Raw genomic sequence first — 15,438 nt, 5'->3', positions numbered from 1 at the left:
GACTGATCGCGATGACCACCCCACCCGACGACCGTTCCTTCCGTCGCGAAATGGCCACGGCGTACCGCTCCGGCTGGCACTTCATCGACCTCGTCACCGCGATCCCCCACCCCGGTGACTCGTTGATGGTGACCGTCTTCGGTGAGCCGGTCGTCGTCACGCGGGACGAGGATGAGGACGTACGGGCGTACCGGTGTCTGCGGCGGCCTCGGGGGGCGCCGCAGCCTGTGAGGTGTGCCATCCGATACGGAATGATCTTCGTCAACCTCGACCAGCGCGACCACCGGCTGGTGGAGCCGGAGGCCCCGGCCCCAAGGACCATCTCAGCCACCCCCCGCAGTGCCTGACGCGATTCCCCCGTCGTAACAGATCGCTCAGGTGCTTCCCCCCGCAGCGGCGTCACCGTGACCTGAACACGGTGACGCCGCTGCAGTTTTGCGGGATATTTCGCGGTATCCGGGTATTCCGGCGGTGGCCGAAAACCGGTCGCCCGCCCCGTCATCCCCGTCATCCCGGTTATCCCCGCCGTCACCCCCCGTCACCCCCGCCCCATCGCCCGCGTCAGCTCGATCTCGATCACCACACGGTCGGGGTTCGGCCGCGGGGTCCGCCCGTAGCGCTGCGCGTACCGCCGTTCCGCCTCCGTCACCCGCTCCCGGTCGGTCCACACCCGCGCCCGTCCCTCCAGCGTCGCCCACCGCCGGCCCTCCACCTGGCAGACCGCCACCCGCGCCCCGTCGGGGCCGGCGGCCAGCACATGGCCCACCTTCGCGCTGGACTTGTTCGTGATCACCCGAGCCAGCCGCGCCTTGGGGTCGTATGTCACTCCGACGGGTACGACATGCGGAGTGCCGTCCGGGCGCAGGGTCGTCAGGGTGCACAGGTGCCTCTCCTGCCAGAAGGTGAGGTACGGCGCGTCCGGCGCGCCAGGATCCTGGGGGTGTGCGGCCATGGCCCGGAACCTAGCCGTTGCGGGGCCCCCGCGACTACCTTGAGCGGAATAGACTCAACTTTGTGTACGCTGACTCAGTCAGTACTGGGAGAGGCTGACGCCAGGAGGAGAACGGACACGTGGACGCCGAGCTGACCAACAGGAGCCGGGATGCGATCAACGCGGCCAGTAACCGGGCCGTGACCGAGGGGCACCCGGATCTCACCCCCGCCCACCTGCTGCTGGCTCTGCTCCAGGGGCAGGACAACGAGAACATCGTCGACCTGCTGGCCGCCGTCGACGCCGACCAGGCCGCCGTACGGGCCGGTGCCGAGAAGGCGCTCGCCGCGCTGCCCAGCGTGACCGGGTCCACCGTCGCGCCCCCGCAGCCCAACCGCGAGCTGCTCGCCGTCATCGCCGATGCCCAGGCACGCGCCAAGGAACTCGGCGACGAGTACCTCTCCACCGAGCACCTCCTCATCGGCATCGCCGCGAAGGGGGGCCCGGCGGCAGACGTGCTTAGCCAGCAGGGGGCCGGCGCCAAGAAGCTGCTGGACGCCTTCCAGAAGGCCCGCGGCGGACGCCGGGTGACCAGCGCCGACCCCGAGGGGCAGTACAAGGCCCTGGAGAAGTTCGGCACCGACTTCACCGCCGCCGCGCGGGAGGGCAAGCTCGACCCCGTCATCGGGCGGGACCAGGAGATCCGGCGGGTCGTGCAGGTGCTGTCCCGCCGGACCAAGAACAACCCCGTCCTCATCGGCGAGCCCGGCGTCGGCAAGACCGCCGTCGTGGAGGGGCTCGCCCAGCGGATCGTCAAGGGCGACGTGCCCGAGTCCCTCAAGGACAAGCGGCTCGTCGCGCTCGACCTGGGCGCCATGGTCGCCGGGGCCAAGTACCGCGGTGAGTTCGAGGAGCGGCTGAAGACCGTGCTCGCGGAGATCAAGGGCTCCGACGGGCAGATCATCACCTTCATCGACGAGTTGCACACGGTGGTGGGCGCAGGGGCCGGTGGCGATTCCGCCATGGACGCCGGGAACATGCTGAAGCCGATGCTCGCGCGCGGTGAGCTGCGCATGGTCGGTGCGACGACCCTCGACGAGTACCGGGAGCGGATCGAGAAGGACCCGGCGCTAGAGCGGCGCTTCCAGCAGGTGCTGGTGGCCGAGCCGACCGTCGAGGACAGCATCGCGATCCTGCGCGGGCTCAAGGGGCGCTACGAGGCCCACCACAAGGTGCAGATCGCGGACAGCGCGCTGGTCGCCGCCGCGACGCTCTCCGATCGGTACATCACCTCCCGGTTCCTGCCCGACAAGGCCATCGATCTCGTCGACGAGGCCGCCTCCCGGCTGCGCATGGAGATCGACTCGTCCCCCGTCGAGATCGACGAACTCCAGCGCTCCGTCGACCGGCTGCGCATGGAGGAGCTGGCACTCGACAAGGAGACCGACCCGGCCTCCCGCGAGCGCCTGGACAAGCTGCGCCGCGACCTCGCCGACCGGGAGGAGGAGCTGCGGGGCCTGAACGCCCGCTGGGAGAAGGAGAAGCAGTCCCTCAACCGCGTCGGCGAACTGAAGGAACGCCTCGACGAAGCCCGCGGCCAGGCCGAACGCGCCCAGCGCGACGGCGACTTCGACTCCGCCTCCAAGCTGCTGTACGGCGAGATCCCCGCCCTGGAGAAGGAGCTGGAGGCCGCCTCCGCCGCCGAGGAGGAGGTCGCCAAGGGCACCATGGTCAAGGAGGAGGTCGGCTCCGACGACATCGCCGACGTCGTCGCGGCCTGGACCGGCATCCCCGCCGGACGGCTCCTGGAGGGCGAGACGCAGAAGCTGCTGCGCATGGAGGACGAGCTCGGCAAGCGGCTCATCGGCCAGGGCGAGGCCGTGCGCGCCGTGTCGGACGCCGTACGCCGCACCCGCGCCGGCATCGCCGACCCCGACCGGCCCACCGGCTCCTTCCTCTTCCTCGGCCCGACCGGCGTCGGCAAGACCGAACTCGCCAAGGCCCTCGCCGACTTCCTCTTCGACGACGAGCGGGCCATGGTCCGCATCGACATGTCGGAGTACGGCGAGAAGCACAGCGTGGCCCGCCTGGTCGGCGCGCCTCCCGGCTACGTCGGCTACGAGGAGGGCGGCCAGCTCACGGAGGCGGTGCGCAGGCGCCCGTACAGCGTGGTGCTGCTGGACGAGGTGGAGAAGGCGCACCCGGAGGTCTTCGACATCCTCCTCCAGGTGCTGGACGACGGACGGCTGACGGACGGTCAGGGCCGTACGGTCGACTTCCGCAACGCGATCCTGGTGCTGACGTCCAACCTGGGCAGCCAGTTCCTGGTCGACCCGATCACCAGCGAGGCGGAGAAGAAGCAGCAGGTGCTGGAGGTGGTCCGGACCTCCTTCAAGCCGGAGTTCCTCAACCGCCTGGACGACCTGGTGGTCTTCTCGGCGCTGACCAAGGACGAGCTCAGCCGTATCGCCCGGCTCCAGATCGACCGGCTGGCCAAGCGGCTGGCCGAGCGCCGGCTGTCGCTGGAGGTCACCGACGCGGCCCTGGAGTGGCTCGCCGACGAGGGCAACGATCCGGCCTACGGTGCCCGCCCGCTGCGCCGCCTCGTCCAGACCGCCATCGGCGACCGGCTGGCCAAGGAGATCCTGGCGGGCGAGGTCAAGGACGGCGACACGGTCAGGGTCGACGCCTTCGGAGACGGCCTGATCGTGGGGCCGGCGACCGGTAAGACGCTGTGATGTCCGGGTACCCGGTGAAGCCGGGTACCCGACTCGGTGACCGGATCGAGTCAGCCGAGGGCTGACAGGACCGTCAGGGCTTGCCACCCCCCTCCCCGCATGGGGGAGGATGGCGGGATCCGTACGAAGGGAAAATCACGGTGAGCATCGACCCGTCCTCGATTCCGAACTTCGGGGGCCAGCAGCCGCAGTCCGGGCCGCCGCCCGGCCCTGTTGTCCCGGATCAGGACCTCGTGAAGCAGCTCCTCGACCAGATGGAGCTGAAGTACGTCGTCGACGACGAGGGGGACCTCGCGGCGCCGTGGGAGCAGTTCCGTACGTACTTCATGTTCCGCGGCGAGGGTGACCAGCAGGTCTTCTCGGTGCGGACGTTCTACGACCGGCCCCACAAGATCGACGAGAAGCCCCAGCTTCTGGAGTCGATCGACGACTGGAACCGCCGGACGCTGTGGCCCAAGGTCTACAGCCACACGCACGACGACGGCACCGTCCGTCTGATCGGCGAGGCGCAGATGCTGATCGGCACCGGCGTCAGCCTGGAGCACTTCGTCTCGTCGACGGTGAGCTGGGTGCGGGCCGCCATCGAGTTCGACAAGTGGCTCGTCGAGCAGCTCGGCCTGGAGCAGGAGATCAACGAAGCGGAGAAGCCGGAGGGCGACGAGGAGTAGCCCTCGGCGCGCATCGAGCAGAGCCCGGCAGGGCACCGGCCGCCACGGCCGCGTGCCGGGCCGGGCTCTCGCCTTTCACGGCGCCGGCGACGGGCGACGGGGCACGCCGTGGTCTGGCCTGTCGACGGGCACAGGGCCTGCCGTGGTCTCGACGGGCGACGGGGCCCGCTGTGGTCCGGCTTGACGATGGGCGACGGGGCCCGCTGTGGTCCGGCTTGACGATGGGCGACGGGGCCCGCTGTGGTCCGGCTTGACGATGGGCGACGGGGCCCGCTGTGGTCCGGCTTGACGATGGGCGACGGGGCCCGCTGTGGTCCGGCCTGTCGACGGGCGACGGGGCCCGCCGTGGTCCGGCCTGTCGACGGGCGACGGGGCCCGCCGTGGTCCGGCCTGTCGACGGGCGACGGGGCCCGCCGTGGCCCGGCCTGTCGACGGGCGACGGGGCCCGCCGTGGCCCGGCCTGTCGACGGGCGACGCGGTCCGCCGTGGGTCGGCCTGACGACACGGCCTAGCGGCGGCGCCGCAGCATGCGCCCCACCACGATCGCCGAGGCCAGCACCAGCGCCGCGGCCGGAGCCGCCCACCGCAGGGTGGTGCTCGGCGCGACGGTCTGCGGCGCCGGCACCGGGGCATACCGGCCCCGAGGCGGGGCGTGATCCACTTCCTCCGCGCTGCGCCCGATCATCGTCCGCCGGGCATGCGCCGCCTCGGCGACGGGCGTTTCCTCCCCGGAGTCGCCCTCGGACACCTCTTCCTCGCCCTGTGGCTCCAGCGACGGCGGCGGCACCTCGGCATCGAACACGGACGGCGACTCGCTGCCCTCGTCGGGCGCCGGCGCCGGCGCGTCGTCCGCGTCCGGCGTCGTCTCGAAGTCACTGGTCACCCGTGTCTCGAACTCTCCCGGCGCCAGTGCTTCCTCCATGGCCTCCGGCTCGGGAGGCGGCGCCTCGCCCGCCACGGCCCCCAGCTGCTCCCCGACCCGGTTCAGCAGCCGGCCGACGGCAGAGGACACGGCCTGAGCCGAGAACTCCGCGATCCGCCCGTCCGCCGACGCGGTCCCCGAGAACGCCACCGTGGCCCCGCCCTCGGCCGCCATGACCCGCAGGGTGAGCGCGAGCTTCACGGAACCGTTCCCGCGCGCCTCGACGGCGTCGCCCTCGACGGCGTACGAACCGTCCTCCCGCGCGGAGACCCGCACCGCACCCCGATAGGTGATGGTGTGACCGCTGATCCGCATCCTCAGCCGCCCGGCGACCGGCTCGGCCCCGGCGTCCTGCTGGAGCCCGGGGACCGCCCGGGCGACCCGTGCGGGATCGGCCAGCACCTCCCTGAGACGCTCCGCCGCAACCGGAACGAACACCTCTTGCTCCATGCCGATCGAGCCTACCCAGCATGGCGCGAACCGCACCCACACATCCCGGGTTTCTCGGCGCACACCCGCCCGCCGGGCGTACTCTCCCCGCTCACGCAGGCCCCCGAGCGGTACCATCGCGCCCCCTCAGTACCGCGGATGCACCAACGTCGACGCCCCCAGCCCCGCCACCCGCGTCCCCTCCGCCGCCCTCGCGTCCGCCAGCAGCTCCGACTGAGTCAAGGTCGCCAACCGCGGCACCCCCTCTCCCGTGCCGAGCCGCAGCCGCGGTGACTCCCCCCGTGCCGCCAGGATGAACCCCCAGTCCTGCGGTGCGCGGGTCGGGCCGGTCGAGCGGTCGGGGCCCGCCGTGAAGCCGGAGCCTTGGCCCCGGACGCGGTAGGGAGCCGTGCGCAGGCCCGCGGCGTGCAGGGTCGTGTCGACCGTCCAGAAGACGCGGGGGCGGGAGGCGACCGGGCCGGCGTGCACGGCGAGGCGGCCGTGCGGGGCCAGGGCGCGGCGGGTGAGGCCGTAGAACTCCTGCGAGTACAGCTTGGTGCTGGCGGTGATGCCGGGGTCGGGGAGGTCCGAGATGACGACGTCGTACGTCGCCGACGGTGCCGTCCGCAGCCAGTGGAAGGCGTCGCCCGTCATGATGTGGACGCGGTCGTCGTCGTAGGCGTGTCCGTTGAGGCGGGACAGGGGCGGATCCCGGCGGGCCAGGCGCACCACCTCGGGGTCGACCTCGACGACGTCGACCCGGTGCACCCCGGGATGGCGCAGCACCTCACGCGCCGCCAGCCCGTCACCGCCGCCGAGGATCAGCACGCGGGTGTGCTCGCCGCTCATCGCGGGGTGCACCAGCGCCTCGTGGTAGCGGCGGGCGTCGCGTCCGCTGACCCGCAGCCGGCCGTCGAGGAAGAGGTCGAGGGGCCGACCTTCGGTGCCGCCGGTGATGACGACCTCCTGGACGTCCGTCTGGAGGGCGACGCGTACGTCCCGTCCGTACACCGCGTGCCGTGCGGCCCGTTCGAAGTCGTCGACGAGTACGGCGGCGGAGGCGAGGACGCCGAGCACGGTGACGTTGGCGATCACCAGCAGCCAGTGGGCGCGGCGGGTGAGGTCACGCCGGAACAGGCCGAGGACGAGCGCGCCGCCCGCCACGGCGTTGACGGCTCCGGTGATCAGGGCCGAGGTCAACTGGCCGAGCAGCGGCAGGAGGAGGAAGGGGAAGGTGAGGCCGCCGACGAGCGCGCCGACGTAGTCCGCGGCGAACAGGTCGGCCACCGCGCCGCCCGCGTCCTGGCGCCGGATGCGCTGGATGAGCTCCATCAGCAGCGGGATCTCGGCGCCGATGAGCAGGCCGATGGTGAGGGAGAAGGCGACGAGGAGGGCGCGCGGGCCGTGGGCCCACATCCCGCCCCAGTCGCCGGTCCAGGCGAAGACGGCGTACAGGGCGAGCGCGCTGCACCCGCCGACGAGGGCGAGGACGGCCTCGATGGCGCCGAAGCCGGCCGCGGCGTACGAACGCAGCCGCTTCGCGGCGAGGGAGCCGATGCCCATCGCGAACACCATGACGGCCAGCACGACGGAGGCCTGGGTGACGGAGTCGCCGATCAAGTACGAGGCGAGAGCGACGAGTTCGAGTTCGTACACGAGTCCGCAGGCCGCGCAGACGAAGACGCCCGCCAGGACCAGGAGCCGCCCGGTGCCGGGCCGGACCGGAAGCCGCGCGGGGCCTGCCCAGGGCGGCGGTGTGCCGGGTGGGGCGGGCGCGTGCGGTTCGATCACGCTGCGACCGTACGTCACTGCCGGGGTACGCTTCGTCACCCACACGTGTGGTGTTGAGGCGCTGGACGTTTGCGCCCGCGGAATCCTCAGATGCCGGACGGGCTGAAGGACACCGACCGGCGCCGACCGCCGGCGACCGCCGGCGACCGCGTCCCCACCCTCGGCCCCACCCTCGTCCGCGTCGCCACCAACTGCCCGTCCTGCGGGTAGGCGTGCCACGTACGCCAGTGGACCTGCCCTTCGTGATGCTGGGCCAGCAGCGCGGTGAAGGCGTGCGGGCTGCCGGGGAAGACGCCGGCGAGGCCGTGCGGATGATCGGCGACCAGCGCCAGCAACTCCTGGGCACGGCCCGCGAACTGACCCGGCGACAGGATCTCCACCCGGGCCGCGAACTCGTACTCCCAGTCGCCCACCCGCTTGGCCACCCCCAGCGGCAGCGGTGTGCTGCTGCCGGGCATACAGGCCACCGTCTCCGAGCAGATGCCGCGCTCCTCGTCCAACAGCACCTGGTGGGACGCGCCGAGCAGTCTCAACTGAAGCTTCGCACCGGTCAGTTCGAGGTCGAGCGAGGCCAGCGCGGGCAGCGGCTCGCGCCCCAGGGCCCAGGCGAGGTCGGCCGCGCGCGTGTCGGTATAAGCGGTGTTCAGGGTCGTGAGCATGGGTCGGCTCCGCAAGCACGCAAAGAAAGGAGGGAGGTGTCGGTCTCCGGCGCACCCCGGCCGACACCAGGAATCGGCTCGGGCAGCCCAGTCGGCCGGTCAGAAGGTGTCCGCGGGACGTCCGAGGGGCTGCGTTGGTGATTTTCACTGAATCATGAACTAGGGCGCCGCCACAGCGTTTTTACCCAAGTTCGGAGGGTTTCCATCCCTCAGAGGGCTTATCAGCTCAACTGTTCAACTCCGGCGTGCGCCGATGGCGACAGGGCGTGCGCCGGGGCGCGGCCGACCGCGCCGGAAGCCGTGCACCACAGGACACGAAAGCGGGGCCGGTCCCAGGCACCGGCCCCGCTCCCTCCCGGATGCGGTTCCCCCTGCTGGGGGAGCTCAGCTGCCCCGTGTCAGCTGCCTCCGCCACCGCATCCGCCCCCGCCCCCTCCGCAGGACGACCCGCCTCCGCATGACGAGCCGCCACCACAGGACGAACCCCCCGAGCCGCTGTCTCCACCGACCCACCAGCTGCCGGCCGCGGCACCGCCTCCGCTGTCGTACGAGCCCGACCGGCTGCCGTGCGCACGGCGGGCCGGACGTGCGCTCCGGCGCGCGACGGACACCACGATCACGACGAACACCACTGCGACCAGCGCCCCCACGATGACTGTGGCCATGGCGTCAGCCTCCTTCCGTTCCCCCGAAGCGGACCGAGACGTCCCCCCGTGGGCGCCTCCCGCTCGGTGCGTGGCAGTCAGATGCCCGGTCGTCTCGCGGCCCAAAGCAGAGTTGAGGAACTCCAGAGCTTGGGCGCAGGATGGCCGGCATGACCTCCACCACCCGCCCCCTGCTCAACCGCCGGCTCGCCGAGTTCGGGACGACGATCTTCGCGGAGATGTCCGCGCTCGCCCTGAGCACCGGGTCCATCAACCTCGGTCAGGGCTTCCCCGACACCGACGGGCCCGAGGAGGTCCGCGAGGCGGCCGTGCGGGCGCTGCGGGACGGGCGCGGCAACCAGTACCCGCCGGGCCCCGGCATCCCCGAGCTGCGCCTGGCGATCGCCGCGCACCAGGAGCGGCGCTACGGGCTGTCGTACGACCCCGACACCGAGGTCCTGGTCACCGCGGGCGCCACCGAGGCCATCGCGGCCGCGCTGCTCGCCCTGCTGGAGCCCGGCGACGAGGTCATCGCCCTCGAGCCGTACTACGACTCCTACGCGGCCTGCATCGCCATGGCGGGCGCCGCGCGCGTGCCGGTCACCCTGCGCCCGCACCTCGACGAGGTCGAGGGCGCGAGCTTCCGCCTCGACCTCGACGAGCTGCGCGCCGCGGTCACCGACCGCACCCGCCTGCTGCTGATCAACACCCCGCACAACCCCACCGGCACCGTCCTCACCCGGGCGGAGCTGGCCGCGATCGCCGAGCTGGCCGTGGAACGGGACCTGCTGGTGGTGACCGACGAGGTGTACGAGCACCTGGTCTTCGACGACGCCGAGCACCTGCCGCTGGCGACCTTCCCCGGCATGCGCGAGCGGACGGTGACGATCGGGTCCGCAGGGAAGAGTTTTTCGTTCACGGGTTGGAAGGTCGGCTGGGTAACCTCGGCGTCCCCCCTGCTCACGGCCGTGCGCTCGGCGAAGCAGTTCCTGACGTATGTCTCCTCGGGGCCGTTCCAGTACGCCGTCGCCGAGGCGCTGGCGCTGCCCGACCGCTACTTCACGGCCTTCCGCGAGGACATGCAGACCAAGCGCGACCTGCTGGCGGCGGGGCTCACGGAGGCCGGCTTCCAGGTGTTCAAGCCCGCCGGCACCTACTTCATCACCACCGACATCCGCCCCCTGGGCGCCGCACTGGCCGAGGAGGGGGACGGCTTCGCCTTCTGCCGCGCGCTGCCGGAGCGGGCCGGAGTGGTCGCCATCCCCAACGCGGTCTTCTACGACCACCGGGAGGCGGGGGCGCCGTTCGTGCGGTTCGCGTTCTGCAAGCGCGGGGAGATCCTTCAGGAGGCGATCGAGAGGCTGCTCAAACTGAGCCTGCCCCGCTCTTGATCGCCCCAGTAGGGTCGTCCCCGTGAGTAACGAACACATCACGCTGACCGCGGGTGACGCGGAGGTGGACGTGCTGCCGGGCAACGGCGGGCGGGTCGCGGGGCTGCGCGTCGGGGGGACGGAGTTGCTGCGGCAGGGGGAGCGGTTCGGCTGCTTTCCGATGGTTCCCTGGTGCGGGCGGATCCGGGACGGCCGGTTCCTCGACGGTGCCGTGGTGCGGCAGATGCCGCTCAACGCCCCGCCGAACGCCATCCACGGCACCGCCCGCGACGGTGCCTGGGACGTCGCCCGGGTCACCCGGGACGAGGCCGTCATCACGTACGACCTGGTCGAGCCGTGGCCCTACGCCGCTCGCGTCACCCACGTCGTCGCGCTCACCGAGGACAGCCTCAGCCTCACCATGTCCGTCGAGACGTACGAGACGTCCTTCCCGGCACAGATCGGCTGGCACCCCTGGTTCAACCGGAATCTCGGCGGCGAGGACGTGGTGCTCGACTTCAGCCCCGCCTGGCAGGAGGAGCGCGGCGACGACCACCTCCCCACCGGGAACCGCATCGACCCGAAGCCCGGCCCCTGGGACGACTGCTTCGGCATGCCCGGCGGCGTCGACGTCACGCTCACCTGGCCGGGAGAGCTGGAGCTGAAGGTGACCAGCCGCGAGGAGTGGGTGGTGGTGTACGACGAGCAGGACGCCGCCGTGTGCGTCGAGCCGCAGACCGGGCCGCCCAACGGGCTCAACACCCAGCCCCGCCTGGTCACGCCCCTGGAGCCGCTCGAGGCCACGACGGTCTGGAGCTGGCGGCGCCTCTAAGCTGGGCGGCATGACTGACGTACGCGGCGAGCTGCTGCAGCAGATCAAGGACAAGGCCGTGGTGCACGGCAAGGTGACCCTGTCGTCGGGTCTGGAAGCCGACTACTACGTCGATCTTCGGCGCATCACCCTCGACGGGCAGGCCGCGCCGCTCGTCGGGCAGGTGCTGCTCGACCTGACCTCCGAGCTGGAGTTCGACGCGGTCGGCGGGCTCACCATGGGCGCCGACCCCGTCGCCGGCGCCATGCTGCACGCCGCCGCCGCGCGCGGGAAGCGGCTCGACGCCTTCGTCGTCCGCAAGGCCGCCAAGGCGCACGGGCTGCAGCGCCGGGTCGAGGGCCCGGACATCGCGGGGCGGCGGGTGCTCGTCGTCGAGGACACCTCCACCACCGGCGGCTCCCCCCTCACCGCCATCGAGGCCGTGCGCGAGGCCGGCGGCGAGGTCGTGGCCGTGGCGACGATCGTCGACCGGGCCACCGGCGCCGCCGAGAAGATCCAGGAGGGTGCGGGGGTGCCGTACCTGTTCGCGTACTCCAAGGATGACCTGGGCCTCGACTGAGTTATCCACAGGTTGGACACGGGGGCGGGAGCATCCGGCCAAGTCTGGAAAGATGGGGCCGACGATGACGTCACACCCCCCAAGGTCTAGGTCAGGGCCGTAAGAAACAAGCAGTAACGCAGCACGTCAACCCGCACACTCCAAGGAGCGGACAGATGCCCATCGCAACCCCCGAGGTCTACAACGAGATGCTCGACCGGGCGAAGGCAGGCAAGTTCGCCTACCCGGCCATCAACGTGACCTCCTCCCAGACCCTGCACGCGGCCCTGCGCGGCTTCGCGGAGGCGGAGAGCGACGGCATCATCCAGATCTCCACGGGTGGTGCGGAGTTCCTGGGCGGCCAGCACAGCAAGGACATGGTCACCGGCGCCGTCGCCCTGGCCGAGTTCGCGCACATCGTCGCCAAGAAGTACGACATCACCGTCGCCCTGCACACGGACCACTGCCCGAAGGACAAGCTCGACGGGTACGTACGTCCGCTGCTCGCCGTCTCGGAGGAGCGCGTCGCCCGCGGCGACAACCCGCTGTTCCAGTCCCACATGTGGGACGGCTCGGCCGAGACCCTCGCCGACAACCTCTCCATCGCCCAGGAGCTCCTCGAGCGCGCCCGCGCCGCGAAGATCATCCTCGAGGTCGAGATCACCCCGACCGGCGGCGAGGAGGACGGCGTCTCGCACGAGATCAACGACTCGCTGTACACGACGGTCGACGACGCCATTCGTACGGCGGAGGCACTTGGCCTCGGCGAGAAGGGCCGCTACCTGCTCGCCGCGTCCTTCGGCAACGTCCACGGCGTGTACAAGCCGGGCAACGTCGTGCTGCGTCCGGAGCTGCTGAAGCAGCTGAACGAGGGCGTCGCCGCCAAGTTCGGCAAGCCGTCGCCGTTCGACTTCGTCTTCCACGGCGGCTCCGGCTCCACCGCCGAGGAGATCGCGACCGCGCTGGAGAACGGCGTGGTCAAGATGAACATCGACACCGACACCCAGTACGCCTTCACGCGTCCGGTCGCGGCCCACATGTTCCAGAACTACGACGGCGTCCTGAAGGTCGACGGCGAGGTCGGCAACAAGAAGACCTACGACCCGCGCACCTGGGGCAAGCTCGCCGAGGCGTCCATGGCCGCCCGTGTGACGGAGGCCTGTGCCAACCTGCGCTCCACGGGCACGAAGATCAAGTAGTTCCCGCGAGTGTCCCGCGGACCTTCGCGGATCTTCCGAGCCCGGCGTCTGTCTACGGCGCCGGGCTCGCTGTATACCTGAGGTCATGCCCGATGTCCGGCTGGCCTCACCGCAGGGCAGATGGATCCTGCTCACCACCGTCCTCGGCTCCAGCATGGCGATGCTGGACTCGACCGTCGTCAACGTAGCCCTCCCGCGCATCGGCCGTGACCTGGACGCCGACCTCGCGGCGCTCCAGTGGACCGTCAACGCGTACATGCTGGCGCTGGCCGGGCTGATCCTGCTCGGCGGTTCGCTGGGGGACCGGTACGGGCGGCGGAGGATCTTCGTCATCGGGGTGGTGTGGTTCGCCGCGGCCTCGCTGCTGTGCGGCCTCGCCCCGAACGTCGGCGTGCTCGTCGCCGCACGGGCGCTGCAGGGGATCGGCGGCGCCCTGCTCACTCCCGGCTCCCTGGCCCTGATCCAGGCGTCCTTCCACCCCGACGACCGGGCGCGGGCGGTCGGCCTGTGGTCCGGCTTCGGGGGCATCGGCGCGGCGGTGGGCCCCTTCCTGGGCGGCTGGCTGGTGGACGGTCCGGGCTGGCGCTGGGTGTTCCTGCTCAACGTCCCGCTGGCGCTGCTGTGCGCCCCGATCGCCGTACGGCACGTCCCCGAGTCCGGCGACGGCACCAAGCACGGCCGCTTCGACGTGCTCGGCGCGACCCTGGGCGCCGCGTCTCTCGCCCTGGTGACCTACGCGCTGATCGAGGCCCGGCAGGGCTCGCTGGTGGTGCTCCTCGCCGCGGTGGGCGGCGTTGCGGCCGGGATCGCCTTCGTGTACGTCGAGCGCGGCCGCCCGGACCCGATGATGCCGCTGGACATCTTCGGCTCCCGCCAGTTCACGGCGGTCAACCTGGTCACCCTCTGCGTCTACGCGGCCTTCGGCGGCTTCTTCTTCCTCGCCGCCCTCCAGCTCCAGGTCGTGGCCGGCTACTCGGCCCTCGGCGCCGGCACGGCCCTGCTGCCGACGACCGCCCTGATGCTGCTGTTCTCGGCCCGCTCGGGCGCCCTCGCCGACCGCATCGGCCCGCGCATCCCGCTGACGGCCGGCCCCCTGCTGTGCGCGGCCGGAACCCTCCTGATGCTGCGCGTGGGCCCGAACGCCTCGTACCTCGCCGACGTCCTCCCGGCCCTGCTGGTCCTGGGCCTGGGCATGGTCACCCTGGTCGCCCCTCTGACGGCCACGGTCCTCGCCTCCGTCGACACCGCCCGCGCGGGCCTGGCCAGCGGCATCAACAACGCGGCGGCACGGGCGGCGGGCCTGGTCGCGGTGGCCGCGCTGCCGCTGCTGGCCGGCATGGGCGAGGAGGCGTACCGCTCGGCCGACGCCTTCGACGACGCGTTCGGCAGGGCGATGGTGATCTGTACCGGCGTACTGGTGGCGGGCGCGGCGGTCGCCTTCGCGACGGTACGGCCCCTGCCGCCGGACTGCCGTCACCCGGAGTGCGTCACCCACGGCAGCGTGACGGCACCGCCGTTGGAGGGGGAGCGCAGCAAGGGGAGATTGCAGGTGGGGGAGTAGGGGTCGTGCGAGGCGGAGGATCGCCTCTCAGCACCGCTCACCACAATCCGGCCGGCCTGGGGTGTCCGAGTGGGGGTTCTCCCCGTCCCGAGCCCGCACCCACTGGCTGGCCGTCGCCTTTCGGCGTCGGTCGTCACAATCCGCCCCGCCCGGGGTGTCCGAGTGGGGGTTCTCCCCGTCCCGAGCCCTCACCCACTGGCTGGCCGTCGCCTTTCGGCGTCGGTCGTCACAATCCGCCCCGCCCGGGGTGTCCGAGTGGGGGTTCTCCCCGTCCCGAGCCCTCACCCACTGGCTGGCCGTCGCCTTTCGGCGTCGGTCGTCACAATCCGCCCCGCCCGGGGTGTCCGAGTGGGGGTTCTCCCCGTCCCGAGCCCCCACCCTCGCGCTGGCCGTCGCCTTCGGCGCCGGTCGTCACAATCCGCCCCGCCCGGGGTGTCCGAGTGCGGGCTCTCACCATCCCCAGCCCCCACCCACCCGCCGGCCGTGACCTTTCGGCGCCGGTCGGCACCCCCCAGCCCGTCCGGCGTTTGAGGACAAGGCCCCTTCAGGGCCGGAGCGGGGTCTGGGGCGGCAGCCCCAGCGGGGGTCGAAGGGGCAGCGCCCCTGGGGATGGGACGGGTAGGGGCGGCGGGGGCGAGGAAACCCGGTCGTCACCAGCGGCGGGGGCGAGAAGGACCCGGCCGTCGCCCAAGGCCCCGGCCCACCCCGCCGCACCACCCCATGGGCCAGACTGGACCCCATGGCCATTCACGAAAACCTCCTCGGGGGCCCGCCCCCGACCCACCTCCCCGACGACCCCGAGCCGCGCGAGCTGCTCGCCGCCGGCACCGCCCCCGCGGACGTCGCCGCGAAGCACCCGACCTCCTCCCTGGCCTGGGCCCAGCTGGCCGACGAGGCCTTCGAGCGGGGCAGCGTCGTGGAGTCGTACGCCTACGCCCGTACGGGCTACCACCGCGGCCTGGACGCCCTGCGCAGGAGCGGCTGGAAGGGCCACGGCCCCGTCCCCTGGGAGCACGAGCCCAACCGGGGCTTCCTGCGCGCCCTGCACGCCCTCGCCCGCGCCGCCGGCACCATCGGCGAGCAGGAGGAGTACGAGCGCTGCACGCAGTTCCTGAAGGACTCCTCGCCGACGGCGGCCCAGACCCTGGGCTAGCCA

At 72.0% G+C, this 15,438-nt stretch carries 13 protein-coding genes and 1 pseudogene; 9 read left to right on the top strand and 5 right to left on the bottom strand.

Features of this window, described 5'->3' with window-relative positions:
• The first annotated feature begins 11 nt into the window (after positions 1-11).
• Complete coding sequence (locus IM697_RS43720) at positions 12-347, top strand: Rieske (2Fe-2S) protein (protein WP_062673604.1); 336 nt, start codon at positions 12-14, stop codon at positions 345-347.
• A 191-nt stretch (positions 348-538) separates the two neighbouring features.
• On the opposite strand, the gene IM697_RS43715 is transcribed toward IM697_RS43720, so the two are convergent.
• Positions 539-952 (bottom strand): pyridoxamine 5'-phosphate oxidase family protein, encoded by a 414-nt coding sequence (locus tag IM697_RS43715; RefSeq protein WP_194043169.1) that lies wholly within the window; start codon positions 950-952, stop codon positions 539-541.
• 119 nt (positions 953-1,071) lie between these two features.
• On the opposite strand from IM697_RS43715, the gene clpB reads away from it, so the two are divergent.
• Together clpB and IM697_RS43705 are read left to right on the top strand one after the other, a co-directional pair.
• A complete protein-coding gene (gene clpB, locus IM697_RS43710) occupies positions 1,072-3,669 on the top strand; it encodes an ATP-dependent chaperone ClpB (protein ID WP_194043167.1) in 2,598 nt (865 codons plus the stop codon).
• 140 nt (positions 3,670-3,809) lie between these two features.
• A complete protein-coding gene (locus IM697_RS43705) occupies positions 3,810-4,337 on the top strand; it encodes a YbjN domain-containing protein (RefSeq protein ID WP_194043165.1) in 528 nt (175 codons plus the stop codon).
• A gap of 508 nt (positions 4,338-4,845) precedes the next feature.
• Here IM697_RS43705 and IM697_RS43700 read toward each other — a convergent pair.
• The 3 genes from IM697_RS43700 to IM697_RS43690 form a co-directional block, all read right to left on the bottom strand.
• Positions 4,846-5,709 carry an SRPBCC domain-containing protein gene (locus IM697_RS43700; protein WP_194043164.1) on the bottom strand — a complete coding sequence of 288 codons (864 nt, stop codon included), beginning with the start codon at positions 5,707-5,709 and terminating at the stop codon, positions 4,846-4,848.
• Positions 5,710-5,835: 126 nt separating this feature from the next.
• Positions 5,836-7,479, bottom strand: a complete 1,644-nt coding sequence (locus IM697_RS43695; protein ID WP_194043162.1) for a polyamine aminopropyltransferase — start codon at positions 7,477-7,479, stop codon at positions 5,836-5,838.
• A gap of 86 nt (positions 7,480-7,565) precedes the next feature.
• The gene (locus tag IM697_RS43690; protein ID WP_228044420.1) at positions 7,566-8,138 is read right to left on the bottom strand and encodes a DUF2617 family protein; all 573 of its coding nucleotides are present in this window, start codon (positions 8,136-8,138) and stop codon (positions 7,566-7,568) included.
• Positions 8,139-8,943: 805 nt separating this feature from the next.
• On the opposite strand from IM697_RS43690, the gene IM697_RS43685 reads away from it, so the two are divergent.
• From IM697_RS43685 to IM697_RS43665, 5 genes are all read left to right on the top strand, one after another.
• Positions 8,944-10,173: a pyridoxal phosphate-dependent aminotransferase gene (locus tag IM697_RS43685; protein ID WP_194043159.1), complete on the top strand. Its 1,230-nt coding sequence runs from the start codon at positions 8,944-8,946 to the stop codon at positions 10,171-10,173.
• 22 nt (positions 10,174-10,195) lie between these two features.
• Positions 10,196-10,984 carry an aldose epimerase family protein gene (locus tag IM697_RS43680; protein ID WP_194043157.1) on the top strand — a complete coding sequence of 263 codons (789 nt, stop codon included), beginning with the start codon at positions 10,196-10,198 and terminating at the stop codon, positions 10,982-10,984.
• A gap of 10 nt (positions 10,985-10,994) precedes the next feature.
• Positions 10,995-11,543: an orotate phosphoribosyltransferase gene (pyrE, locus tag IM697_RS43675; RefSeq protein WP_194043155.1), complete on the top strand. Its 549-nt coding sequence runs from the start codon at positions 10,995-10,997 to the stop codon at positions 11,541-11,543.
• A 155-nt stretch (positions 11,544-11,698) separates the two neighbouring features.
• Complete coding sequence (gene fbaA / locus IM697_RS43670) at positions 11,699-12,721, top strand: class II fructose-bisphosphate aldolase (protein ID WP_194043153.1); 1,023 nt, start codon at positions 11,699-11,701, stop codon at positions 12,719-12,721.
• A gap of 85 nt (positions 12,722-12,806) precedes the next feature.
• Positions 12,807-14,282: an MFS transporter gene (locus IM697_RS43665; RefSeq protein ID WP_194043151.1), complete on the top strand. Its 1,476-nt coding sequence runs from the start codon at positions 12,807-12,809 to the stop codon at positions 14,280-14,282.
• A 473-nt stretch (positions 14,283-14,755) separates the two neighbouring features.
• Here the strand turns inward: IM697_RS43665 and IM697_RS46070 are convergent.
• Positions 14,756-14,940: pseudogene (locus tag IM697_RS46070) on the bottom strand (hypothetical protein); the annotation flags it as partial.
• Positions 14,941-15,021: 81 nt separating this feature from the next.
• On the opposite strand from IM697_RS46070, the gene IM697_RS43660 reads away from it, so the two are divergent.
• Positions 15,022-15,435 carry a DUF3151 domain-containing protein gene (locus IM697_RS43660; RefSeq protein ID WP_194043149.1) on the top strand — a complete coding sequence of 138 codons (414 nt, stop codon included), beginning with the start codon at positions 15,022-15,024 and terminating at the stop codon, positions 15,433-15,435.
• Positions 15,436-15,438: the final 3 nt, after the last annotated feature.

Source organism: Streptomyces ferrugineus, assembly GCF_015160855.1.
In the GTDB taxonomy this organism is placed as follows: domain Bacteria; phylum Actinomycetota; class Actinomycetes; order Streptomycetales; family Streptomycetaceae; genus Streptomyces; species Streptomyces ferrugineus.
Note: the sequence above shows the minus strand (reverse complement) of the source record. Positions and strands in the feature narration are given on the sequence as shown.